At 46.0% G+C, this 23,171-nt stretch carries 22 protein-coding genes; 18 read left to right on the plus strand and 4 right to left on the minus strand.

All coding sequences use genetic code 11. From position 1 onward, the window contains the following. Nucleotides 1-16 precede the first annotated feature (16 nt). The gene (locus tag ACM0OZ_RS24105; protein ID WP_414585404.1) at nucleotides 17-904 is read left to right on the plus strand and encodes a bifunctional DNA primase/polymerase; all 888 of its coding nucleotides are present in this window, start codon (nucleotides 17-19) and stop codon (nucleotides 902-904) included. Continuing rightward, the gene (locus tag ACM0OZ_RS24110) at nucleotides 853-3,210 is read left to right on the plus strand and encodes a WD40 repeat domain-containing protein (RefSeq protein ID WP_414585347.1); all 2,358 of its coding nucleotides are present in this window, start codon (nucleotides 853-855) and stop codon (nucleotides 3,208-3,210) included. Before ACM0OZ_RS24105 ends, ACM0OZ_RS24110 begins: the two co-directional genes overlap by 52 nt. Before the next feature lie 43 nt (nucleotides 3,211-3,253). On the opposite strand, the gene ACM0OZ_RS24115 is transcribed toward ACM0OZ_RS24110, so the two are convergent. Together ACM0OZ_RS24115 and ACM0OZ_RS24120 are read right to left on the minus strand one after the other, a co-directional pair. Beyond that, complete coding sequence (locus ACM0OZ_RS24115; RefSeq protein WP_414585348.1) at nucleotides 3,254-3,667, minus strand: transposase; 414 nt, start codon at nucleotides 3,665-3,667, stop codon at nucleotides 3,254-3,256. Between the two features lie 79 nt (nucleotides 3,668-3,746). After that, nucleotides 3,747-4,828 (minus strand): ISKra4 family transposase gene (locus tag ACM0OZ_RS24120; protein WP_414585349.1). Its coding sequence is split into 2 segments (ribosomal slippage): nucleotides 3,747-4,652 and nucleotides 4,655-4,828, totalling 1,080 coding nucleotides; the frame shifts between segments, so codons are not numbered across the junction. A 139-nt stretch (nucleotides 4,829-4,967) separates the two neighbouring features. Between ACM0OZ_RS24120 and ACM0OZ_RS24125 the strand changes: the two genes are divergently transcribed. Beyond that, nucleotides 4,968-6,206, plus strand: a complete 1,239-nt coding sequence (locus tag ACM0OZ_RS24125) for a WD40 repeat domain-containing protein (RefSeq protein WP_414585350.1) — start codon at nucleotides 4,968-4,970, stop codon at nucleotides 6,204-6,206. Nucleotides 6,207-6,234: 28 nt separating this feature from the next. On the opposite strand, the gene ACM0OZ_RS24130 is transcribed toward ACM0OZ_RS24125, so the two are convergent. Continuing rightward, nucleotides 6,235-7,086: a DUF3387 domain-containing protein gene (locus tag ACM0OZ_RS24130; protein ID WP_414585351.1), complete on the minus strand. Its 852-nt coding sequence runs from the start codon at nucleotides 7,084-7,086 to the stop codon at nucleotides 6,235-6,237. Here ACM0OZ_RS24130 and ACM0OZ_RS24135 point away from each other — a divergent pair. The 8 genes from ACM0OZ_RS24135 to ACM0OZ_RS24170 all read left to right on the plus strand — a co-directional run bounded on the left by ACM0OZ_RS24135 (nucleotide 7,078) and on the right by ACM0OZ_RS24170 (nucleotide 12,366). Beyond that, nucleotides 7,078-8,178 carry a hypothetical protein gene (locus ACM0OZ_RS24135; protein ID WP_414585352.1) on the plus strand — a complete coding sequence of 367 codons (1,101 nt, stop codon included), beginning with the start codon at nucleotides 7,078-7,080 and terminating at the stop codon, nucleotides 8,176-8,178. The genes ACM0OZ_RS24130 and ACM0OZ_RS24135 overlap by 9 nt on opposite strands. 152 nt (nucleotides 8,179-8,330) lie before the next feature. Next, nucleotides 8,331-8,525, plus strand: coding sequence for a hypothetical protein (locus tag ACM0OZ_RS24140; protein ID WP_414585353.1), 195 nt, complete (start codon nucleotides 8,331-8,333; stop codon nucleotides 8,523-8,525). 66 nt (nucleotides 8,526-8,591) lie between these two features. Continuing rightward, nucleotides 8,592-9,125 (plus strand): hypothetical protein, encoded by a 534-nt coding sequence (locus tag ACM0OZ_RS24145; protein WP_414585354.1) that lies wholly within the window; start codon nucleotides 8,592-8,594, stop codon nucleotides 9,123-9,125. 61 nt (nucleotides 9,126-9,186) lie between these two features. Further along, the gene (locus ACM0OZ_RS24150; RefSeq protein ID WP_414585355.1) at nucleotides 9,187-9,498 is read left to right on the plus strand and encodes a hypothetical protein; all 312 of its coding nucleotides are present in this window, start codon (nucleotides 9,187-9,189) and stop codon (nucleotides 9,496-9,498) included. 306 nt (nucleotides 9,499-9,804) lie between these two features. Beyond that, on the plus strand, nucleotides 9,805-10,722 hold the full coding sequence (locus tag ACM0OZ_RS24155; RefSeq protein WP_414585356.1) for a hypothetical protein: 918 nt from the start codon (nucleotides 9,805-9,807) through the stop codon (nucleotides 10,720-10,722). Between the two features lie 113 nt (nucleotides 10,723-10,835). Next, the gene (locus ACM0OZ_RS24160; protein ID WP_414585357.1) at nucleotides 10,836-11,072 is read left to right on the plus strand and encodes a hypothetical protein; all 237 of its coding nucleotides are present in this window, start codon (nucleotides 10,836-10,838) and stop codon (nucleotides 11,070-11,072) included. Nucleotides 11,073-11,287: 215 nt separating this feature from the next. Next, entirely contained in the window at nucleotides 11,288-11,761 is a 474-nt protein-coding gene (locus ACM0OZ_RS24165; protein ID WP_414585358.1) for a hypothetical protein, read from the plus strand. Continuing rightward, nucleotides 11,758-12,366, plus strand: a complete 609-nt coding sequence (locus ACM0OZ_RS24170; RefSeq protein ID WP_414585359.1) for a PIN domain-containing protein — start codon at nucleotides 11,758-11,760, stop codon at nucleotides 12,364-12,366. The genes ACM0OZ_RS24165 and ACM0OZ_RS24170 overlap by 4 nt, the downstream gene beginning before the upstream one ends. Nucleotides 12,367-12,419: 53 nt before the next feature. On the opposite strand, the gene ACM0OZ_RS24175 is transcribed toward ACM0OZ_RS24170, so the two are convergent. Beyond that, nucleotides 12,420-12,626: a hypothetical protein gene (locus ACM0OZ_RS24175; RefSeq protein WP_414585360.1), complete on the minus strand. Its 207-nt coding sequence runs from the start codon at nucleotides 12,624-12,626 to the stop codon at nucleotides 12,420-12,422. Between the two features lie 140 nt (nucleotides 12,627-12,766). On the opposite strand from ACM0OZ_RS24175, the gene ACM0OZ_RS24180 reads away from it, so the two are divergent. The 7 genes from ACM0OZ_RS24180 (at nucleotide 12,767) to ACM0OZ_RS24210 (ending at nucleotide 22,587) form a co-directional block, all read left to right on the plus strand. Next, the gene (locus ACM0OZ_RS24180) at nucleotides 12,767-16,435 is read left to right on the plus strand and encodes a hypothetical protein (protein WP_414585361.1); all 3,669 of its coding nucleotides are present in this window, start codon (nucleotides 12,767-12,769) and stop codon (nucleotides 16,433-16,435) included. Between the two features lie 453 nt (nucleotides 16,436-16,888). Continuing rightward, nucleotides 16,889-17,713 carry a ParA family protein gene (locus tag ACM0OZ_RS24185; protein WP_414585362.1) on the plus strand — a complete coding sequence of 275 codons (825 nt, stop codon included), beginning with the start codon at nucleotides 16,889-16,891 and terminating at the stop codon, nucleotides 17,711-17,713. Nucleotides 17,714-17,715: 2 nt separating this feature from the next. After that, nucleotides 17,716-18,849 carry a ParB/RepB/Spo0J family partition protein gene (locus tag ACM0OZ_RS24190; protein ID WP_414585363.1) on the plus strand — a complete coding sequence of 378 codons (1,134 nt, stop codon included), beginning with the start codon at nucleotides 17,716-17,718 and terminating at the stop codon, nucleotides 18,847-18,849. Nucleotides 18,850-19,109: 260 nt separating this feature from the next. Then, a complete protein-coding gene (locus tag ACM0OZ_RS24195; RefSeq protein ID WP_414585365.1) occupies nucleotides 19,110-20,819 on the plus strand; it encodes a DEAD/DEAH box helicase in 1,710 nt (569 codons plus the stop codon). 80 nt (nucleotides 20,820-20,899) lie between these two features. Beyond that, a complete protein-coding gene (locus ACM0OZ_RS24200) occupies nucleotides 20,900-21,265 on the plus strand; it encodes a four helix bundle protein (RefSeq protein ID WP_414585366.1) in 366 nt (121 codons plus the stop codon). Between the two features lie 48 nt (nucleotides 21,266-21,313). Then, nucleotides 21,314-22,360 (plus strand): hypothetical protein, encoded by a 1,047-nt coding sequence (locus ACM0OZ_RS24205; protein WP_414585367.1) that lies wholly within the window; start codon nucleotides 21,314-21,316, stop codon nucleotides 22,358-22,360. Beyond that, the gene (locus tag ACM0OZ_RS24210) at nucleotides 22,357-22,587 is read left to right on the plus strand and encodes a hypothetical protein (RefSeq protein ID WP_414585368.1); all 231 of its coding nucleotides are present in this window, start codon (nucleotides 22,357-22,359) and stop codon (nucleotides 22,585-22,587) included. Before ACM0OZ_RS24205 ends, ACM0OZ_RS24210 begins: the two co-directional genes overlap by 4 nt. Nucleotides 22,588-23,171 lie beyond the last annotated feature (584 nt).

The following is a 23,171-nucleotide window of genomic DNA, read 5'->3' on the forward strand; positions in this document are numbered from 1 at the left end:
AAGAATTTGAGCAGTGATGCAACAACTTCATAAAGAACTAAGCTCACTTCCGACCGACTGGGGGTTAGTTCCTGTCTCAGGGAAACAACCCCTTGGAGGAAAGGGCTGGAATAAGCGTCCTTATACTCCGGCGCAGCTCATCCAGTGGCTTGCCAATGGTCATCACTGCACCGGATTTGGCTTGCTGACTGGCACGGCAATCGAGTCAGGGTGCAACTATCTGCTGGCACTTGACCAAGACGGTGCAGCCGCAGCTAAAGTGCTGCTCCAACTGGCACAAGAAAATCCTCTGCCCGATACAGTCGCCTTCACGTCTGGGCGACCGGGGCGTTGTCAGCGGTTATTCAAGGTGTCAGCCGATATTGCCACCTCACTTCACTCTCGTAAGCTGGATCACGGGCTGGAATTGCGGTTTAAAGGATTGATGTCCGTCCTACCACCATCAATTCACCCGATCACCCACAAACCTTACCGCTGGCTAAAGAATTGCAGTCCCAGTTCTAGAGCGATCGCCTTTGCTCCAGATTGGCTGATACAGTTGATGGTCAAAAAGCAACCCAAATGCCGTGCGCCAATCACAGTGAGCAGATATCCCGCTCATGTGACTCAGCCAGCAGGGGACGCTACGTACCGTCACATTGCTGCACTACTGTCGCGGCTTCATCCCCACCGCGCCGACGATTATCAAGATTGGATCAGAGTCGGAATGGCGCTGTACTCGCACTCAAGTGCGCTGTTGCCTTTGTGGGAAGACTGGAGCCGACAGTCGAGCAAGTATAAGCCAGGAGAGTGCGCTTATAAGTGGTCAACTTTCAACCCCACCAGGATTAGCATTAGCACCCTTTTGAAGAATTGTTTATTATTAGCGATGAAAACAAGCGTGGCGAATTTGTCAAGGGCTTGATAAAACTGAGTCAAGCTAAATTACCTAATGTGAAAATTATAGCGGCGATGCGCGCTGATTTTTTTGAAAGATTAAGGGAATTTCCTCAACTTGTGGAAGTAACACAAAAGCATCGCCCAATGATTGTCGAAATGCAGCCAAGCGAGTTGCGTTTAGCAATTGAACAACCAGCAGCGCATCATGGAGTCGTTTTTGAAGCAGGATTGGTAGATACAATTATTGCTTCGATTCAGGGACAAGCAGGTTGTTTACCTTTGTTGCAGTATACTTTAAATTTATTATGGTCAGAGAAAGTCAAAACTGGTAGTATCAATGACCGGACTTTGAATATTAGTACATACCAAAACATCGGCCATGTTAGGGGTGCGCTGCAAAAACACGTAGATAGTCTTTATAAAGAGTTGTCGTCATCAGAAAAGCAGGCGGTACAGCGAATATTTCTCAAGTTGGTAGGAATTGGTGAAAATACTGAATCTGGTATAGAGTGGAAACCTGTTCGCAGAAGGGCGCTTTTATCTGAGTTTGGCGATAATGAGCGTGCTGTATTGTTAAAATTGGTGAATGCGAATTTGTTGGTGAGTAATGCTGACTTGTCAGGAAAATCGGAAAAATCTGATTCTACAATTGAAATTACCCACGAAATTTTACTGAATTGTTGGGATGAGTTACGTCACTGGATTCAGAAAAATCGTCAAGGTATTGCTTTGCGTAACCGTCTTTACGAAGATGTTAAGCGATGGAAAATTAAGAAACCAGAAGAAGAACTTTGGAGTGGTTCAAAGTTAGAGCAGATTTTAGAACTGAGGAAGGATAACAATTTTCATCAAGTTTTGGGCGGGTTTAATGATGATGCGAATCAGTTTATTGATGCTAGTGTGGGGGTGCGCGATCATAAATTAAGAAGAATTAGAATCTTCGCTGGTGTTGGTTTTACTCTAGTAGGGTTGACAACTGTAATCAGCGTGTTTGCTGTTTTTCAACAACAAGAAGCCCAAAAGCAACAGCAAGCAGTCCAAAAGCAAAGCATTATTAGTATGACTAAAACTGTTGAGTCTCTTCTTCTTAATAACAATCAACTTGATGCGATGGTGGAAGCAATCAAAGCTAAGAAAGAATTAAAAAAGCTTTGGCTTGGAAAAGATAGTGTTTCTATGCAGGTTCAAGGTAACTTAGTCCAAGCAGTTCACCACAATCAAGATGGATTTCAGGAGCGCTTGCGGTTGCAGGGTACAGATGCTGTATTTAACCCCACCGGTAAACAACTGGCTACTATAAATGGAAAAACTGTGCGGGTGTGGGATGCTAAAACAGGTAAGCTGTTGCAAATTCTTACCGGACATGAAGATTCGGTGAATAGGGTGGTATTTAGCCCGGATGGTGAGCGCTTGGCGACTGCATCAGATGACAAAACGGTGCAGGTGTGGAATGTTAAAATAGGTAAGCTGTTGCACACTCCCACCGAGGCGTTGCAGAATCCAGAAGGGGTGATTTTGTCCAATTTGGAACGATTTTTCTCCAACGGTTTCAACTGCAAATTCCTCCCACATTCATGCAAAACTCTCACCGGACATAAAGATGGTGTGTATCGCGTGGAATTTAGCCCAGATAGTCAGCGTTTGGCAACTGCATCTGGTGACGGAACGGCCCGGGTGTGGGATGCTAAAAATGGTAAGCTGTTGCAGACTCTCACCGGACATAAAGATTCGGTGAATAGCGTGGAATTTAGCCCGGATGGTGAGCGCTTGGCGACTGCATCAAATGACACAACGGCGCGAGTGTGGGATGCTAAAGGTGGTAAGCTGTTGCACACTCTCACCGAACATGAAAGTAAGGTTCAGAGCGTGGAATTTAGCCCGGATGGTAAGCGCTTGGCAACGACTGCATTATATGCCGAAACGGCGCGGGTGTGGGATGCAAAAACAGGTAAGCTGTTGCACACTCTCACTGGACATGAAGATTCGGTGGAGAGCGTGGTATTTAGCCATGATGGTAAGCGCTTGGTGACTGCATCAACTGACAGAACGGCACGGGTGTGGGATGCGAAAACTGGTAAGGAATTGCACACTCTCACTGGACACGAAGATTCGGTGGAGAGCGTGGTATTTAGCCATGATGGTAAGCGCTTAGCAACTGCATCAACTGACAGAACGGCACGGGTGTGGGATGCAGCAAATACTGGTAAGGCGTTACTGACTCTCACCGGAAATGAAGATTCGGTGAAAAGCGTGGAATATAGTCCGGATGGTCAGCGCTTGGCGACTGCATCTTCTGACACAACGGGGAGCATCCCAATTTTGCAAAAATAAAAGAAAAAAAGAATCCGCGATTGTTACTCGCGAATAAATTGAGTTAATCATCCTGCGATTGTTCTGACTCTTGCCCAGAACCAGAATTTATATCGAGCAAGCAATCATCAAGGGTGTGAATAATTTTCTGGATCTCATCCCAAACAGTACGTCTAAAAACAGACATGACAGCATGAATATGGTCTTGAGTACCAGCCTTGCCTAAGTGCTTGTATTTACTTAACTTTTCTGATGTCGCACATTGAAAGTATGGTTCAGTAACTTGTAATTTGTAGTACCAATATTTCTTATTGTTTTGCCGTACTTGATAACGCGCCACCCACGCCCCTGACGGGGTAAGCTCTCCGTGTTTAACAATTTGTTTTTGTTGTTTTTCTAAGGCTGTTATCACTTTTTTAATCCGGTCAAAACGAGCTAATTTATCTTGATTACGCTCGTTATCAGTTGGTCTTGGCATTTTAAGTACATCAAATTTATTCGCGATGATAACTCGCGAATTAAAGAACCTGTATCTTTTCACAGGGTTTATTTTATTTTCAAGATGCCTTGGGAGCTAGTTGTTGATTTAGATAAGCACAGCGTAGCTGGAGCATTTGTGGTAAATTTTCATACTTCCATTGTGCACCAACTATTTGTAGCCGCTTGTCGATTTGCTTGACTGCCGACTCAACCGCACCTGAACCAATCGAGCTTAACTGCTCTGCTTGAAAGTACATATAATTGACTAGACGATGCCTATGTTTACGTAGATAATTTATAAAGTTAGTCACACCAACATACTTGGTTTTCTTCAGTTTATTCATCGCGAATTCTACGAATCCTTGCCACAAATCTGCTTCGATTTGTTCTAAAAACTTTTTTGATGCCTGAATTTTATAGAGGTTCTCTTTCAAATGATACCAATCTAGAATTTCTTGTCGGGTATGGTCGTCTGCTATTTGTGCAAACACGTTCCAAACTCCATCATGTCCATCTCCCAAGCAGTAAATGGTTCGAGCAAGGTTTTGGCTGTTCACCCAATTAATTAGAGAGAGATTATCTTGAAAAAAAGCTCCGTAATATATTCCCTGTAATCGCCCTGTTTTATACTCCTTGCAGTACGCGGGATTACCTTTTTCCTCTGAACGTAAACGCACTTTCCCACCATCTAGACAAACTTCTGTCAGCTTTTGTTTAATGTTGGGTGGGGATAGGTCTACTTTCTGGACTTGGCGATGATGAGTGCTGTGACCAACTTCAATGCCAGTCAAAACTTTCAGGTCATTCTCTGCGTCTTGAAATGACTCGTTGGCTGCAAGTAACAAACAGCACTTCTCAAGCATCGGACTTAACCGTCGATATGGCTCAATTCCTAAACGTGACGCTTGTTTTTGAGTAACTTTTATCCTTCCAACACAACTTCTTATCGTTCGGATGCGCCCAGATTCTGTTCCCGTCTTTTCTCTGACAAAAAAAAGGTGATTTGGGGGCTGATATGTTGTAGAACTTGGTCGCGCACCGTTGTTTCAATACCCTCAAACGTCTCAATTTTCTCAGGTGGAGTATTTTTATAAAGGATTTTGGCGATCGCCTGAATATGCTCTGCTAAAAGTTTTTTGTCCGATGGTGTCATTGTCATAAAGATGCTCTTTGACACGATCATTTTCGCAGTTATGGCAACATCCGTATAGTCTTCCTTTATTCGCGAGTATCACTCGCGAATTAATTCTCCTTTCTCTTGTCTTCTTGCAAAATTGGGATGCTCCCACACAACGCAGGTGCAGGATGCAAATACTCGTGATTTTTTCTTTATCCTTAGTGCGCAGATTCTCATCGGACGTATTGACATTGACAAAACGACGCGGGAAACGGTGCGGGTGCCTGCAAATCTTGTTAAGACGATTTTGCAGACTTTCACTGGACATCAAGATTCGGTAAATAGCATAGTATCTAGCTCGGATGGTGAGCGCTTGGCAACTGCATCTAGTGACGAAACGGCACGGGTGTGGGATGGTAAAACTGGTAAGCTGTTGCGCACTCTCACCGGACATGAAGATTTTGTCAATAGCGTGGTATTTAGCCCGGATGGTCAGCGCTTGGCGACTGCATCATGGGACAAAACGGCGCGAGTGTGGGATGCAAAAACAGGTAAGGTGTTGCAAACTCTCACCGGACATGAAGGTTGGGTATGGAGCGTGGTATTTAGCCCGGATAGTCAGCGCTTGGCGACTGCATCACTTGATGGTACGGCGCGGGTGTGGAATGCTAAAACTGGTAAGCTGTTGCACACTCTCACCGGACATGAAAAAATGGTGTGGAGCGTGGTATTTAGCCCGGATGGTCAGCGCTTGGCGACTGCATCACTTGATGGTACGGCGCGGGTGTGGGATGCTAACACTGGTAAGGAGTTATACACACCCACTGGACATGAAAATTCGGTGAATGGCGTGGTATTTAGCCCGGATGGTGAGCGCTTGGCGACTGCATCAATTGACAAAACGGCGCGGGTGTGGGATGCAAAAACAGGTAAGCTGTTGCAGACTTTCACTGGACATCAAGATGCGGTGAATAGCGTGGTATTTAGCCCGAATGGTGAGCGCTTGGCTACTGCATCATCTGACAAAACGGCACGGATGTGGGATGCTAACACTGGTGATCTGTTGCAGACTTTTGCCGGACATAAAGGTTGGGTAAATAGCGCGGTATTTAGCCCGGATGGTCAGCGCTTGGCGACTGCATCATCTGACAAAACGGCGCGGGTGTGGGATGCTAACATTGGTAAGGAGTTATACACACTCACCGGACATGAAAATTCGGTGAATGGCGTGGTACTTAGCCTCGATGGTAAGCGCTTGGCTACTGCATCATCTGACAAAACGGCGCGGGTGTGGCAAGTGGGAGATATTGAAGATATGTTGGCGATTAGCTGTGACTGGGTGCGTCACTATTTGAAAAGTAAGCCGCAAAATGATGAGGATAGGCATTTATGTGATGGAGTCAAACCAATTAAAAATTAAAATGGTTTGAGGTAAGCCAGCGCCTTCCTCAAGCAGCCCAATCCTTACACAACAACTCCGCCTGTTGCAATACAGTTAACGTTGCTTTCTCCTGCTTATCTGGTGGATAACCGTATTTTCTGAACAATCGCTTGACTGTTGTTCTTAACTTAGCGCGCACGCTTTCTTTGACTGTCCAATCAATGGTGACACTCCGGCGGACGGTTTGGACTAGTTCCCGAGCAATCGCCTGTAGTATTTCATCGCCTAGAACCGCAACCGCACTATCATTAACTTCCAAAGCATCATAGAAAGCCAGTTCATCTTCAGTTAAACCTAAATCATCACCGCGTTTATAAGCTTCTCGCATCTGGCACGCTAGTTTAATAAGTTCTGTGATGACTTGCGCTGCTTCAATCGCACGGTTTTGATACCGCCTTAGTGTCTGTTCTAACATTTCTGAGAAAGAGCGCGATTGTACTAAGTTGCGACGAGAACGGGTTTTTATCTCATCGTTGATTAACTTTTGTAACAACTCCAGCGCTAGATTACGAGTCGGTAAACCCCGCACTTCTTCTAAGAACTGATCAGATAAGATAGAGATATCAGGGTTTTTTAAACCAGCAGCGTTAAAAATATCCACCACCTCATCAGATGATACCGCCTTGGAGACAATTTGACGGATTGCGGTGTCTAAGTCTTCTCTACTCTTACCGCCTATGTTGGTATGTTTAGCAAACGTAGCGCGAATTGCTTGGAAGAAACCAACTTCATCACGGATACTAATGGCTTCATCGCTGGAACTACATAACGCGAAAGCTTTAGCCAGTTCCTTAATAAAGGTTGCAGCCTCACGGCTGGAAGAGGGAGAGGTTTTTCCTATCTTCCATCTATGCAACAACTAGAACTCTGGGACTTGCTTCCCTCTGTAGAAAACGGCTTTCAAAACATAAAGCCGCTGCTGTTCCCCAATCCCCGCAAAGCCGAGAAGCTGCGCTCATTAGCAAACGGTATGACCGATGCAATAGCAGCAAAGAAAAATCCGCCTATCGCTCAACTCAACCCCACCCGCCGCCGCGCCGGAATTGCCGACTCCCTTTACCAAGAAGCGTTGAGGTTGGAGCGCATTCAGTCCTGGCTTTACGCTATGGCTGCTTGTGCCGAACAAGGAAACTTGCCTCCTATTCTAGAAGGAATCAGCGCCAAAACTCAACTGGAAGTCCTGGCATCCATGAGCAAGGATAGCTGGACTGACAAAGATATAGAAGACGTATTCGCCTCGGACGGTTGGTACAAGGAGTGGGTGAAAAAGCTGAAAAGTGCTGGCATCCGCACTCCTCAACAGTGTAAACGTGCGATCGCAGCTCTCAAGGAGTTGGCTACAGAACGTCCCAAAAGTACCTCGGAAGTCGAAGCTTTAGAAATCTGCCAACTCAAGCGAGAAGCAGTGTGGCAGAAAATACCCGATTACTTTCCCACGCCGCAGCACCTGTTGGATCAAATGATTCAACTCGCTGAACTCAAACCGCAGATACGAGTGCTGGAACCGAGTGCAGGTTCGGGGTCGATCTGCCTTGAACTGAGGGCAGCAGGCATTGAACCTGATTGTTTCGAGGTGTCGCCTACCCTCCAAGAAATCCTCACTCGCCAGGGATTCAACCTGATTGGTGACGACTTTATGGAAGCTACTCCGCACCCAATATATCACCGCGTCATTATGAACCCGCCGTTCAGTCTCGGCAACGACATTTACCACATCCAGCAAGCGTTCAAGTGGCTAGTCCCCGGCGGACGGCTGGTGAGCATCGTTAGCTGTTCCTACACCTTTGGAACAAAGCACAAATACCAGCACTTCCGCTCTTGGTTGCGTTGTTTGGGAGCAACGGAGTTCGACAACCCAGCAGGCTCCTTCCTCCAATCAGATCGGCGGACAAATGTGAACACCAGAATGCTTGTGATTGATAAACCTACTCACGACAAAGGAAACCTTTGATATCGCTTAGTGAAAACAGCAGCGAAGTTGCAGAAGCTTTGGAATGACTTCTAATGGCGTAAGCAATATGCCAAAAGTGTCCGTCAGGGCAAACAGCGTAACGCTAAAAGCGCTCACGCGCTCTTAGGGGTGATGTATGAGGAAATCCTATCATGAGCAATCCCACACTTACGCCGCTCCAAAAAGCTGAACTTTCCAGTTGGTTCGACCAACTGGAACAACAATGGCTTGCTGCCATCCAGCAACCTGAATCAGCCGAAGCTATTGCTTTAGCCGAGGCTGAGGCTGCTTGGGAGCAAGAACGTCAGTATTACCACGATGCTTACCTGTATTCTGACCGCTACTAAATCATCATCAAAACTGTTGCTTTCATAGCCATTAGGGCTGTGGAAGCCTACTCAACAACTGTATCAATGACAACAACCACCGATATCAATCATGCCAGCCTTGCAGTGCTATCAATCACCGCCGCTCAACTGTGGGAGGAGATTGACAACTGTGAGGACGAATTAGAGTTGCAAGAGTTGCTGCACGACCAACTTAACGTGCAGCAAGCAACAGAAGCCAAAGTAGATGCGATCGCCTACGTTGCTGACCAGTTGAAGCTAGACCTGGAAACCTGGGAGGCGCGGCTAGAAAAGATTGTAGAACTGCATTCTATGGTCATCCAACGGCGTCGCAACCAGATAGCCCAAATTAAGGGGTATCTCCTTAAGTTGCACTCGGCGGGAGTACTGAGTGAGCAGGTAGCTGGAGTTGAGCGCCGCATTGACTTCCAGAATAATCCGCCCTCAGTTGTGCTGCTGGTTGAACCCGACGAACTACCAACGGAATTTCAGGAGGTCAAGGTCAGTGCTAAAGCTAAGGACATCCTAGCAGCACACAAACGCGGCGAGGACGTGAGTGCGATGGCGCGGAGCGCCCGCCATAGGCGATCGCAGAGATAGTCACTCCTAAGCACGTCCGCTTCCGACACATGAAACAGTCTAAGTCACAACGGAGTAAGAAATGAACATCAGCAGAAGCACAAATATCACAATCACTGCTAGCAGCTATCTCAGTTGTTTCATTAATGAAAACTTGGGAACAGCAACCCTGTACCTGAGTGGTTCAAGCGAGTCAATCGCCATTCAATTCAGCCCAGATAATCTGCCAATGTTGGAAACGCTGATATCAGAGCTACGAAAGCTAGAAGTACAGTCCCAGCAATTGAAACTGCAAGATTTGCAGCATCAAATCTCTGAGCTTAATCTGTCGCTTAACAATACCGTTGTTAACGGCAACTGCACAGCAATTGTATCTGCTGGTGATTCCTTCTAAACACCATTGGAACCATAACGCGCCCAGGTTTGTAGCATACAACGTTATGGTTCCACTTACAGACTTACAGACTTACCATCACCTGACCAGAAAGAAAAAGGTACAAGCCCCCAACTTCGTTATGGAAAAAGAAAAAATGTATTTCATCGAGTAGGCGCAAGAAATACGGCGTCCGCTGACTCAAGCCCCCAACTTATGGTATGGGGTTCTTACTTTTGACTTTTGACTTTTGACTTTTGACTTCCCCGAAGGGGCTGACCCTCGCGCTCACGCGCCGTCTAGTGGTGATGTTTTTTACACAAATGCATGGCGACAACAATTGAATTCAATGGTTCTGCATTTCCGTCCCTCATTTTAAGAGACGATTTGACACAAACGTGGAACAACATCGGGCTGGATTCTCTACCATCTGCAGAGTCCGAACCATTGCTCAAGTTTCTGGAACTTATTGAGTACGAGAAACTTGAGAACTTCAACCCCGATAGTGTCCTCCTGGTTAAAGCGAACGGGGGTGTGATGCAGGCAGTATACGCCGCCGCCATCTTCCGTGATGGTGAAAGCATAGTTTTGAAGCTAGGAGATAACCAATTTCCCATTACTCAAAAGGGTGACTTGTTGCACTGCGGCAAACTGAAGGGTAAGGTAGTTGTCACTGAGGAAGAAGACCTGAGCGGCAATAAGTACCCCAAGGCTACCTGCTCATTCGTGTCCAAGAGTCGGGATGTGTTCCGGGTTCCTATCCAGCTAGCTAGTCGCGATTTGAATCTTACCGTGGCAGACGTAGAAGCCACAGTGATCAACGAAGAACCTATCCTACCTCTGTTGCGGCAAGTTCCTGGTAACTCCTTCAAGATGCACGAGCTTGGCGTTGGAGAGTACCAGCTTCACCCTTATATCTCATCTTCTGATGGAGAATACGGAACGGTGTACAAGTTGCACCTTCTGGATGGACGAACAGTGCTGTCGCGGGGCAATGTCACCGTTTTGTTGGAATCTGGCTGGCGACCCAATCCTGAAAAGCCACTAATGCTCGTCATCAGCAGGATTGAGAAGCTGGGTGAAAACAAGTTCACCGTGGACTGTGCATTGCGGGAGCGCTTGCCAATGCTAGGAGCCACAACGCGCCCAGTAGTCACAGTAGACGCGCAGTCCCAAACTGTACCTGAGCCAGAACTGGTGACTGTAGGGGTAAACGACTTTTTGGAGGACGAGATTCCCTACTAACGCTCTCAACAGTAACTTCACCCATCACACATAGCCCACTGATTAAACACCAGTGGGTTTTTCTTTTACTCAAGCTCACGCTTGCACGGAGATGAAGTTTCACCTATGACCCCATGTATCCAGAATATTTTGAAGAATTCCACTACGTTGTGCAGGACTGGGAATTAGTTGAACGTGAGATTCCCCCTCTCGAAGAAAGGTTGAAAGACCAAAACCTTTGGCAAAGCTGCGATTGGTGCTGCTATGACCAGGGAAGACGTCATGGGGACTTTGGCATACCCCAACAATGTCAAAATCCTTTTTACCTTCTAGGGTATGCCAAAGGGTTTGACAAATACCAACAACACTAATACTTTAACCAGCCCCTACTACTAAGGGCTGGTTAATTTTTTACAACTGACACTGTCCTTTCCCAAATTATTTGACCATTTGCCAAATACGATCGCGCTATGAACTAACTCGTTAGACCGAGCGTCACCCTCAACCGACCCATGGAATTTGGCGACGAATATATCGTCCTGCGTCAGAATGGTAAATAGTAAGTCATACAAAAAAGTCTTTGATCATGTTTGCTCAACGGGACACTGGCTGGGATTTAGCAGTTTACAACAAAGACGGTCAACTGGTGCTTGTCGTTCAGGTCAAGGGTAAACTCAATGCCTCGGCACAGTGGGCTTCCCAACTGCGAAGCAATATCCTCGCCCACGGCATCTACCCAAAAGCCCCTTACTTCCTCATGGTTTTCCCTGACAAGTTTTACCTGTGGGCTAATGAAGATGCACAACTTGACATTAGCGAACCAACTTATGCTGTTGATGCGCGTCCTATTATTCAGCCTTATCTTGATAAAGCTGGAATAACGCAAGGGCAAACAATAAGTAGTCAGAGCCTTGTACTAATAGTAGCAGCTTGGCTATCGAAAATCATTTATAATGAGCTGCCTCTTGGAGAGACGGATGAACAAGAGCGATGGCTGGTTGACTCAGGTCTTTATGCTGCTGTCGCCGGAGGCAGTTTCGATTGCGAGGCTATTGCGTGAACGTCTACATTGAAACCAACTTTGTTTTGGAACTCGTTTTCCAGCAAGAACAGTTTGTCAGTTGTGAGCAAATTCTGCAACTTTGTGAAACTGGACGTATAAAGTTAGTCGTGCCTGCATATAGTCTAGCTGAACCCCACGAGAAATTGAGCCGTCAAGCAAAGAGTCGTAGGGATCTTCAACAAGTACTTGACACAGAACTACGGCAGCTTGCACGTACTGCATCCTACACAACTCGCATCAATAGCATTCAAGATATTGCAAGTTTGTTGGTTCAAAGCAATAAGGATGAACGTCAACGTTTTGTGCAGTATAGAGTTCGGCTTTTAAAGAGTATGGAAGTCATTGCACTGACTGGCGATATTCTTACTGAAGCAGCAACATACGAAGATCCGTTTGATTTGAAACCACAAGATGCTCTTGTTTATGCATCAGTCATTTCCCACCTTCGTCAGAATCAACCAACAGTTGCGTGTTTCCTCAATCGTAACTCGAGAGATTTTGACAGTCCTGATATTGTAAATGAACTGAACAAATTTAATTGTAGGATGATACCACGATTTGATCGTGGTTACGAGTTCATCCAATCACAACTGTCGTCTTGAATGCAAAAAATGGTTGATTTGTCAAGTAGATGTGCATCACAGTCAAACATATCTTAAAACTCCTCTTCTTCACCAGTCACCACATAAGGAGTACTGTTTCTATACAATTCGGCAATTGTTAGACCTTCCTCCTCATCTTCGTCTTGGGCTGGGTTATAAAACTCATCCGCCTCGATATACCCCTCACTCATGAGTTCTTCAGGCATCAAACCGCGCATAGACTCTTCGCGGGTCAATAATGGTAGTTTTTTGCTGGTCATAAATTTACACTACTCCGCAATTTTATTTTAACTTTTGTCAACAATCAAACAATCTGATTTACGTAAAAAACCAGATATCAATAGCAAAAAGTGTAGTCCAATCTAGATATTATAAATGCACTCACACTTCCAGCTAAACCATGACTCTAACCCTCAAACACTTTGATACAAAGCTAAAACTTGATACTGGGGTAGAAGAGAAGATAGAAAATTCTTTAGCTGAATACTTATATCCCGATGTCGAATTTGCCATCGGCACGGTTTATCCTGGTTCTACAACAGCACAAGACTTGGGGGAACATGAGGGCAAGACACTACAGTTCGCCGCTGAAGAACGGATGTATTTTGCTAGTGACGACAAAGTGAGAGAGCGCATTTACCCTAATGCTTCAGACGGAGCAGCCTACGGCTCACTGCTGTTCACTCCTTGTCGGGACTTTAAGGAACTTAACAACCTACGCATTTTGGTGATAGACGACGCAACTGGGGAAAACGGCGGCTTTGTACCATTAGATGTGGCAAAAAACCTGGTAGGTGACTGCAAAGGCTTAATCAGCCTGGACTTGGCAGAAGAATTTACAGGCAGCAGCAACACTCCATTCCAGTTTCGATTAGGCATCAAGGAGCAAGAGGAAAACTCTGTAGCCCGGATTGCTAAGGGAACACTAGCTCCCTTTAGGCTTGAGCAAGTAGGAGAAGCGTTAATTAGGGATAACGGCAAAACTGGTTACGACATGGTGCTGGCGACATCTTCGTTCAAAGGTAGGAAAGGGGAAGATGCGATTGCACCAGGTGAATACAACTTAACAGTCGGCTTAGGAATCAAAACTCTGGCTGAGTATGGCGAACACAGCCTTGGCACGCAAATACTGGTCAATTACCCTCGTGCAGTTGAAGCTGATATGCTACCCCGGCTGTCCATGGATGCGATGATTTTGGCAAACACCCAATCAGAACCCCACAAAATTGCTCAGCTTTACGTTGAAACTTACGAACGGCGTAAAGCACTCGTCAACTCCTCTGAGTCCGAAATTTCAGACTTTGAAGGCGACTTAGCTTTATCAGTTGAATCAGTTTTCAGCAACTTAGAGGAAAGCAGTGAACTTAATCCAGAACAGCAACAACAAGACCAATTAGTTTATCGCCTGCTCAAAGCCGATTTAGAAGGTCACTTTCAAATACTGGAACACCCCAAAATTATTGCCGAGTTACAAGAATTTGTTCGCGCTTCCTGGGTGGATATTGCTACTGGACGGGCGATTAAATTCGATGCTGGGTTAGCTCAACCAAGTTGGCAACTTGCGGAAGATGAAATTTGTGTTCCCTACATCCCTGAAGGAGAAGAAATCATTGTCACTCGCTCTCCCTTGGTCAACTCAAACGGGGTAATTGTACTGACCAATCGTCATTTACCCGAAGCGATGAAGCTTTCTGGGACAGTACACATCCATCCCCAAACCGCAGCTGACCACTTGCAAGCAGATTTCGATGGCGATCGCTTGGCATTTGCTCATAAGCGTGATTTTCCTACTCTAGCTGCTGAAGTCAAGGAGTACAATCTACCAGCCAACCGCTATCCCGATGTAGTCAAAAAAGCCAAAGTCCCTTATCAAGGAACTTTTGCAGAAATCGCCATCAGCGCGATGGAAAATAAAATTGGACTCATTGCAAACGAAATTCAAAAGAACGTAGCGTTGCAATGGGAAACTCAGCTAATGCCCAAAGAAGAACAATATGGGTATCTTAGACGCATATCTGCTCACTTAAGTAAAATCGGAGCTAAACACAAAAACGGCGAGATTAATATCCCAGAAGAAATCTTAAAACAAATGGCTCCCATTGCTAAACTACCAGCAAGTCTAACAACACAACAAGTAGAACAAGGATTTCGCCAGGTAAAAAACCTATTGCGTTCACTTGTCGGACAACTCTCAAACGAGTTACAGGTAGCCGTAGATGGTCCTAAAAGCGCACTCCGCCCTGATGAATCTATCCTCAAATACTGCCAGGAAATATGCAATTACGCCTCTGTTGGATGGTTGACTGATAAGAAAAACCCAGAGGCTTTTTTGAATCGGGGAATGAAAACCACGAACCACAGTCCTATTGACTTGATGGTAAAGCAGACTAATCAGCACTTTGAGTCAAACAAACTCATCGCCCGCCAATTAGAGCAATTTAAAGCTTTATATCCTGGAGTTGAGTTTACCCAAGACCATAAAGACCAAGCTACCACTATTAAAAATACCTATAACGACTTGATTAAAGAAGCCATTAGATTAGAAGAAAAAAGAAAATTAGAACCAGGTCCAAGTTTAATAATTACATCCGCAACAAGTGGTCGGAAAATCGAAGTGACTAACCTGATTAATAGCAATGTAAGTGACCAACCTTCACCAATTTGGGGTCAGCAAAAATTAGATATTAGAATAGAACCCAATCCCAAACAAAACCAGAAAACACCACAGTCCTTTGTTGCTGTTTTGCTCAAAGATCCAATCACTCAAGCCGACATTCCTCCTAGACCGATTGGCACTGTTTCAGAAGCCTCAGCTCGTGAACATAATCTCAAGGCTGGCATGACAATCAAACAAGGAAAAGTCACCTTCCAACCAGGTGTTAGCAAGAGTATAGTAGAAGCTGCCTTTTCAAAAGCCAGTGAATACCTGGAAACGGTCAGGAACTCTACAGCCCAATCCGAAAAACTTCCACTGGCAGCCGCTCTCCACAATATTACCCACACTGAAGAAAAGCTGAAATACCAGGGGCGTAAGAAAGCCAGTGTAGCGTTTGCTGCTTTCCCTGAGCAAATCATCGGACAACTGAAGGAATTACAATTCACCAACTTTTCTGTAGTTGGCACACACCGACCCAGCAGCGAACACAATGGACGCAATTGGCACGGTGAGAAAGTCCCCATCAAAATTGAACTGGATACCGACCCCCGCGACCCCAGCCGCTCCCAACGGTGGGTGGTAGCAGAAGGCAAAAAGCTGGCTATCTTTAATAGTGAATCACCCCAATTGCCCATTGGTACACAAGCGGTGGCAACAATCACTTCTCCCCCAAGCGCCTCAATCATTATCACTTCAAGCAAAGGCAATCAGTTAAAGGTGGGGCAGATTAAAAAGTACGCCTTTGCCGAGCACTCGTTTCAAGGAGAATCATGCACCGTCTCCATTGTGTTCAAATCCAACTCTGACCCTCGTAAACCGCCTACGCCCCTTGCCCTAGTTAATGGCAAAGTGTTGGGGGTTATTGATAAGGATTCGTTTGCAGCACTGAGTGAAAAGGTGCAAGCCGCTGATCAATCTATAGAAAGCTTTAAATTCAGTGCCACCATCCAATCTGAAAGCGCAACAACCGCCAACCTGGTTATTGATCCAACCACTGTCAGATATCCCGAAGAGTGGACAAAAAATAAAGATGCGATGCAAGAGAGCGAAATCATTAAAACTGAACCCATAACTGATATCACACCAACGCCCAATGAACCCACAGAACCTACCCCTACTCCAACTACAATCCGTGAAAAATGGGAGCAGAATTTAATCACCGCCAGCCTCAAAGCGATTCGCGCCCTGGCGCATAATCAAAATGCCATTATTCAAACGGCGACCGTCGGCAGTAAACACACCGCTATTTATTCGACATCAAACGACACATTGCAAATCATTAATGACAAACACCAAGTCGTTTACCAAGCTACAAGGGATCAAAGAGCCACGATTAACCTCCTTACAGAAAAGCAAAAATCTTATTGGCAATCTATGACAACTAAAAACCAACAGTCTCAATCCGAACGCTAATCTTTTGGCTGCACTCGCAGATTATGGACTTTACCTGGTCGCGCCCAGAATGCCCCCACCATACCGCGCTCGGTTAGTGGTGGGACGGGCAGTTGCTTTATGCCGGGGAACCCTTATGCCTTCTCAGTAGCGGAGACGCTACGCGTTGGCGCAGCCTGTCCGCAGGACTTACGGCACACCTATGGCTGACGCCACGGCTGAGCGCAGAGCGTCCCGTAAGGGATACGCCGAACGGTGAACGGCAGTCGCTGTGAGTTCGGGCTAACCCTCCTGCATAGCGCTGGTTCACCACCGCACTGCCCTCATGAATGGGCGCTCCGGTACTGGGGAAGAAACCAATCCCCAATCCCCAATCCCCTTTACACTCTTACTTTATATTTCAATTCATCATATATCGATATATGATGTTCCCCTCTCGATATATGATGCTGAAATAGCACTCAAAGAAAAACCATGCAAATTCGCCTAGCTGTAATCAGCAATGCCGGTGGCAGTGGTAAAACTACACTTTCAGTTCATTTAGCCTACGAACTGGCAAAACGCGGACTTAATGTGGCCCTCATGGATCTCGACCCCCAAGGGTCGCTAACACTCTTTTGTGGATTGAGTCCACCAGAGCCAGAACATACACTAGCCGCTGTGCTGCGAGATAACTTTGACGGTTCCTGGCCCCTAACTCCCTGCTGGAGCGAACACACGAATAAAGTGGTTATTTGTCAAGGTGGGATGGTGTTGACGCAAACGGCGGATGAACTAGTACTGCACAAACGAGGAGCTTACCTTTTGGGAGACCGCTTAACTGACTATCCCTTGGAGCATGACCTGATTATCTTTGACTGCCCAGCTACCCTTGGTCCATTGCCATTGATGGCATTAGCGGCTAGCACTCACATTGTTATTCCCGTGCAACTGGAACCGAAGTCAATTCAAGGAGCGGCTCATTTACTGGAATGGTATTACTACCATTGCAAGCACTTACGCTTAAAACCGACTCCAGAAATTATCGGATTTGTACCAAACCAATATGATTCCCGACGAGCGGCGCATCGACAAATGCTCTCTGCGTTGCCATCTCAGTTGGAGCAAATGAATATCCGTGCGTTTGATGCCATTCGCGATAGTGCTGAATTTGTTAACGCCAGTGGTCAAGGGTTGCCTTTACATATTTATCGCCCCAGCCATGCCGCTAAAGGTGATTTTAAAGACATTGCATCACATCTAACAGGGTTGATTGGACATCAGAATCAGACGAAGAAGACAAAATCAAAATCAAAATAGTTATGACTGCACGTAAAGCTCCTGACCTCACCAATTATTTTTCAGCTGCTAAGCAGTCTCAGCAGTTATCTGAAGCTGAGGAAGAGATCCAGCGATTAAAAGCAGAAATTGAAGAACTTCGTTCCTCCGGTTCGACCGAATTGGAAGCGCAACTACAAGCGCTGCGATCGCAACTCCAATCACAAACAGGTATCCTTTCGATACCAGTTGACCAAGTTGAACCGAACCCAGAGCAACCCAGACAGACATTTTTGCCCGAAAGTATCGAATCCATGTCACGTTCCTTGGCAGCGGATGGACAGCTACAGCCAATTATCCTGATTCAACGTGAGAACCTAGTGCTATTCGATGGGGAGCGGCGCTGGCGCAGTGCTCTAGCCTTGGGTTGGCAGAACCTTCAAGCTGTCATCATTCCAGAACCTGTTAGCTTGCACCGAAAAGCGCTACTGACCTCGCTGCATCGGGAAGACCTCAATCCCCTCGATAAAGCTGAGGCAATTGTGCGGGAATTAGCTATCAATACTGACTTGTCACAAGTGGACATTCCCCGCGTTCTCTCAACAGTGGTGCGACGGTTGAACGCACAGAAACGAATGAACTCTGTTGTAGAGCTGATGACGGTAACAGCAGATGAACAACAGCAAGGTCTAGCGGCTTTGGATTTAAGTGAAAAAGAGCAGGCAGTGTTGGGGTTATTGTTAGATTTACAACTCAATCCCGCCTCCATCGATGCCAACGTTTTTCCGATGCTGTCCCTGGCAGAAGACCTCAAAGTTGCCATCAGAAGCGGACTAAAAGGCGTTCATGCAATGGCGCTACAAAAACTTTCGGCAAAAAATTTGGGAGTCACGGAATCCTCAGCGCAGTCAATTAGGGTTAAGACGACGCAGAAAGTCATGACAGAGACATTATCTGCCAGCGCTACCCGAAAATTAGTGGGTGAAGTGATAGCTTCGCACGAAAAGCCATCATCAACCTCTACGACCAAAACTAAACCTGTATCACAAGAGGCTCGTCGCCTCCAAAAACTCTCCCTAGAGTCGTTGAAGAAAGCAGAACGAAATCAACTAATGGAGTTTCAGGAAGTCCTGCGTCAAAAGCTAGCAGAAATTGAAGAAGTCTTGAAACAAAAGTAATACCTTTGACGAAAATCCTGATACATTTGACCAAAAAAGAAAAGGATACAAGCCCCCAACTTCGGTTCTGGAAAATAAAAAATGCGGAGCAACTTTATTCAAGCCCCTGGATTCATCCATGGGGTCTTCAATTTTGAACGCGTGAATTTTGAATTTTGAATTCCCCGAAGGGGCTGACTTCCCCTGCTCAACAACTACTTGCCCACCATGTTCTAACCTTAAAGTGAAATGGTATAAGACCTGTCCCAAGCAGTCTAATTATGGATAAAAACTATACGTTTAAATTCAACTCCTCCACTGCCTTAGAAGCGCTCAAAGCTGGTGACTATGACCCCATCAACTTCTACGAGGCGCGTCTAGATCTGTTTAACCTATCCATAATGGCAGACTATGACCAACTAGTGTGCCTTCCCACTCTCACCGCTATTGACAAATACTGGTATCAAATTGAAACCGCTCGCAAAGTACTTAGGCAACTGGGCGGACGTGCATTGCTGGCGGATGAAGTTGGATTGGGTAAAACCATTGAAGCTGGACTAATAATTGCCGAGTATCTGGCAAGAGGCATGGTTAAATCCCTGCTGGTGCTGACTCCCGCATCCCTAGTATCCCAATGGCAACTAGAATTAAGTGATAAATTTAACATCACCACCATCACCACGGACAACCGCGACCCGCAACAACCCATCGAAGAATTCTGGACAAATAACCCCCGCATCATCGCCTCACTCAACACAGCGAAATCTGCCAAACACTACCCGCATGTCACCAGCCGCACTTGGGATTTGGTAGTCGTGGATGAAGCGCACCACCTGAAAAATCGCAGTACCCTCAACTGGAAACTGGTTAACGCCCTCAACAAGCGATTTATCCTCATGCTCACTGCTACCCCAGTGCAGAACTCCCTCGTCGAACTGTTTAATCTCCTGACTCTCCTCAAACCAGGACTGCTACAAACAGAAGCTGCTTTCAAAAAAGAATATGTCGATTCCCGCAATGGACGAGTCCCTAAAAATCCAGAAAAACTGCGCTCCCTGATGCGGGAAGTCATGGTGCGAAATACCCGCGCCTTGGTGGATGTTAAACTGCCCAAACGCTTCGCTACCACGATTAGCGTTACCCCAGCAGCAGGGGAACAAAAACTTTACCAGGACTTGAGTGAGTATCTGCGTTCTTCAGAGGACAAGCTAGACAGACTCTCTCGCACCAATCTGCTAATGCGGGCTGGTTCTTCCCCTGGTGCTTTGGCTGACTCCCTCAAACAACTCACCAAACGCCTACCGGATGAAGAACTCAAGTCTTTGGCAAGACGAGCTGCTCAGGTTAAGCAGGTGGAAAAAGCGAAAGCATTGGTAGAGATGCTTTTAAAATCTCAAAATAAAACCCTAGTCTTCACCACTCACAAAGCAACCAGTGCGTATTTGGCTGATACTCTGCGGGCAGCAGATATCCCCTTTGCGGAATTTCAGGGCGGGATGTCCCTTAAAGAGAAAGATGCAGCGATCGCCGCATTTCGGGACACCGTTTCTGTACTGCTAGCATCCGAAACAGGTGGAGAGGGGCGTAATATTCAGTTTGCCAACTGTATTGTCAACTACGACCTGCCCTGGAACCCAATGAAAATTGAGCAGCGCATTGGTCGCATCCACCGCATCGGACAAACCCAGGATGTCTTCATCTTTAATTTTTGTCTCAAAGACAGTATTGAAGAATATATCTTGCGTATTCTTCACGACAAAATTAATATGTTCGAGTTAGTCGTAGGAGAGATTGAAACGATTTTAGGTAATGTGGATGATGAATTTGACTTTAGTGAAATCGTCATGGATATCTGGCTGAAGCATCAAGCAAAACCAGAACTAGATACAGCTTTTGACTCTTTGGCGGATAACTTATTGAAAGCCAAAGACCAGTATCGGCAAACCCAGGAACTGGATGAGCAGATTTTTGGCGAGGATTTTGAAGCGTAGGGCATGGGGCATAGGGCATAGGGCATGGGGCATAGGGCATGAGTTATGGTTGATGGATGAATGGGTTATGGATGTTTTGGATGGCGCGACCTGATTTTGAGGAATTGGAGGTTTATAAATTGGCTGAAAAGCTAGCTAATGAGATTTGGCATATTGTTAAGGAATGGGACTATTTTGTCAAGGATACTATCGGCAAGCAAATTGTTCGGGCTGCTGATAGTGTTTGTGCGAACATAGCAGAAGGACGAGGTCGGTATAATGACCAAGATAATCGACGGTTTGTAAAAATTGCTAGAGGGTCTTTGTACGAAACAATAAGTTGGTTGAGACTAGCCTACGCCAGACAGCTATTGACAAATGAACAGGTAAGCAAATTCAAGCCAATTATTGACGATCTATTACCCAAACTCGGTGCTTACTTAAACTCCATAGGGCGTAGGTCATAAGACAATGCCCCATGCCCTATGCCCCATGCCCTATGCCCATTGCCCCAGATGATGTCCGATCCAATTCTTTCCACCCTATCAAAACTAGTATCCCTATATGATGGAGTCGCCGAACCTGAAGGTGACAACCAAATGATGGTGCTGCTGACTGCCAACATTGCCAAACAGTTGCACCTGTCCGAAGAGGTGACACTCTCCACAAAAGCCGATGTACCTGGCAGTGTTTTTGTCACCTATCACTCGGAATTGTTGAGTCGATTCTCGCACATTATGGGAAATCGGGGTTCAGTGAGTGCGATCGCTATCAACTACTTAGGCTACCTGAAAACCACCGGATTCGAGAAACAACTCCTGCAAACGCTAAAGCCCCAGAACGGCTTAATTCGTTTCTTGGAGGCAAAACCGGAGACAACCCGTTATCTGTGGTGTCATGTAGCGTATACTGCTGAAGCTGATGAAAAAAGAGTCGGCATGGTTTCCTTCATCATCAACGAACTGACTCAAGTTACTCCCGTCGAAATTGGCGATGCATTGTTTTGGGAATCTGACCGTCTTGTGGTAGAGCATCCAGAAGCAATTTCAGAAAAGTCAGTAGAGGAGATTTCCAGTTTAATTGAGCGCACCTCTGCTCAATTGGTGCAATCTGACCTAAAGAACTGGCAGGCGAAGTTAGCCAGGGCAAAAGCCAGAGATGAAGACCGACTGAAAACATACTACGACACAATCGCTGTGGAAATTCACAATCGGATTCAATCCCGTCAGTTGTCAGGGGAAGATAAAGAAAGAGAACTGGCTCGAATGGAAGCTACTAACAAGGAGCTAGAACGCAAATTGGCAGACTTGGAAGAACGGTATTCTCTGAATGTGGAAGCTTCTTTGTATAGTGTGATGGTGATTCACCTGCCCACAGTTCATATTCAGTGCGAATTGGTTCGCAAGAAAACCAAACGCATCGTCACTGCTGTTTGGAACCCCTTCACCAAAGTCATTGAGCCATTGCGCTGTGAGCGAAGTGGCGTGCCAGTTTATGAGTTTTACCTGGATGATACCAATGCTCAAATCATCGCTGCAACTGCCTGGAACCAGAAATCGTGAAACGAACCGTTGGCTCCTTTGCAGGGATTTACACAGCCATGTACCACACCCCAACCGACACACTGCAGATCATTGATGTGCGCGCGAGCGATCGCGAAACCATATACAAGGCACAAAAAGGTCAGCCAGCCGAAATTAATCGGCTATCCGAAGCAGAAAAAACCTATTGGACTGGAATCGCTGAAGCTAAGAACACGGCTAAGAACCGTTCCCAAATGGAACGTTAAACCCTACAATACGGACCCAAAAGCATTATTGTGAATGTGAACGAGGACGTTTTGGGGCTATGCCGGGTAATGGGTATTCCTAGTAGATGATGTAGCGAAATCTTAAGCCAATGCTGTGCAGCTATCTTGTGAGGTTGTAGTGTGATAGTGCGACCACGCGTGCTTTTTAGCAGTTGGGTTGACTAAGGGAGATAGATCTGGGGTTTTTTTGCAGTGCTGTGTAAAGTTTCTGTTAACCAACTCTTTTTCGGACGGGTTAAAAACTGTTAAACTTCATTCCAAAAAAGTAGACGAAAAACAGTGTCTAATTGGTATAGTGTACTAAGTGACTGGATCCCCATAGTAAAGGTTTCAGATCTTGCGTGGCATTTGGTAGCAGTTACGCTACTATTAAGCCTATTAAGATGATTCCAACATTGCCCACAGTTTTGAGTCAGTAAAGTCAGATATCACCAGCATTGCCCCTGCTTCGTCAAGCTGTTTTTCGTAGAGGGGTGCTGCACCTTGACAAAAGCATCAGTTGCATAGCTCCGCGATTTTATACAGGATCGCTCAACAACTCCAACGCACAATTGCCCTTCCAT

The organism is Scytonema sp. PCC 10023, assembly GCF_963920835.1.
Taxonomy (GTDB): domain Bacteria; phylum Cyanobacteriota; class Cyanobacteriia; order Cyanobacteriales; family Nostocaceae; genus Kalymmatonema.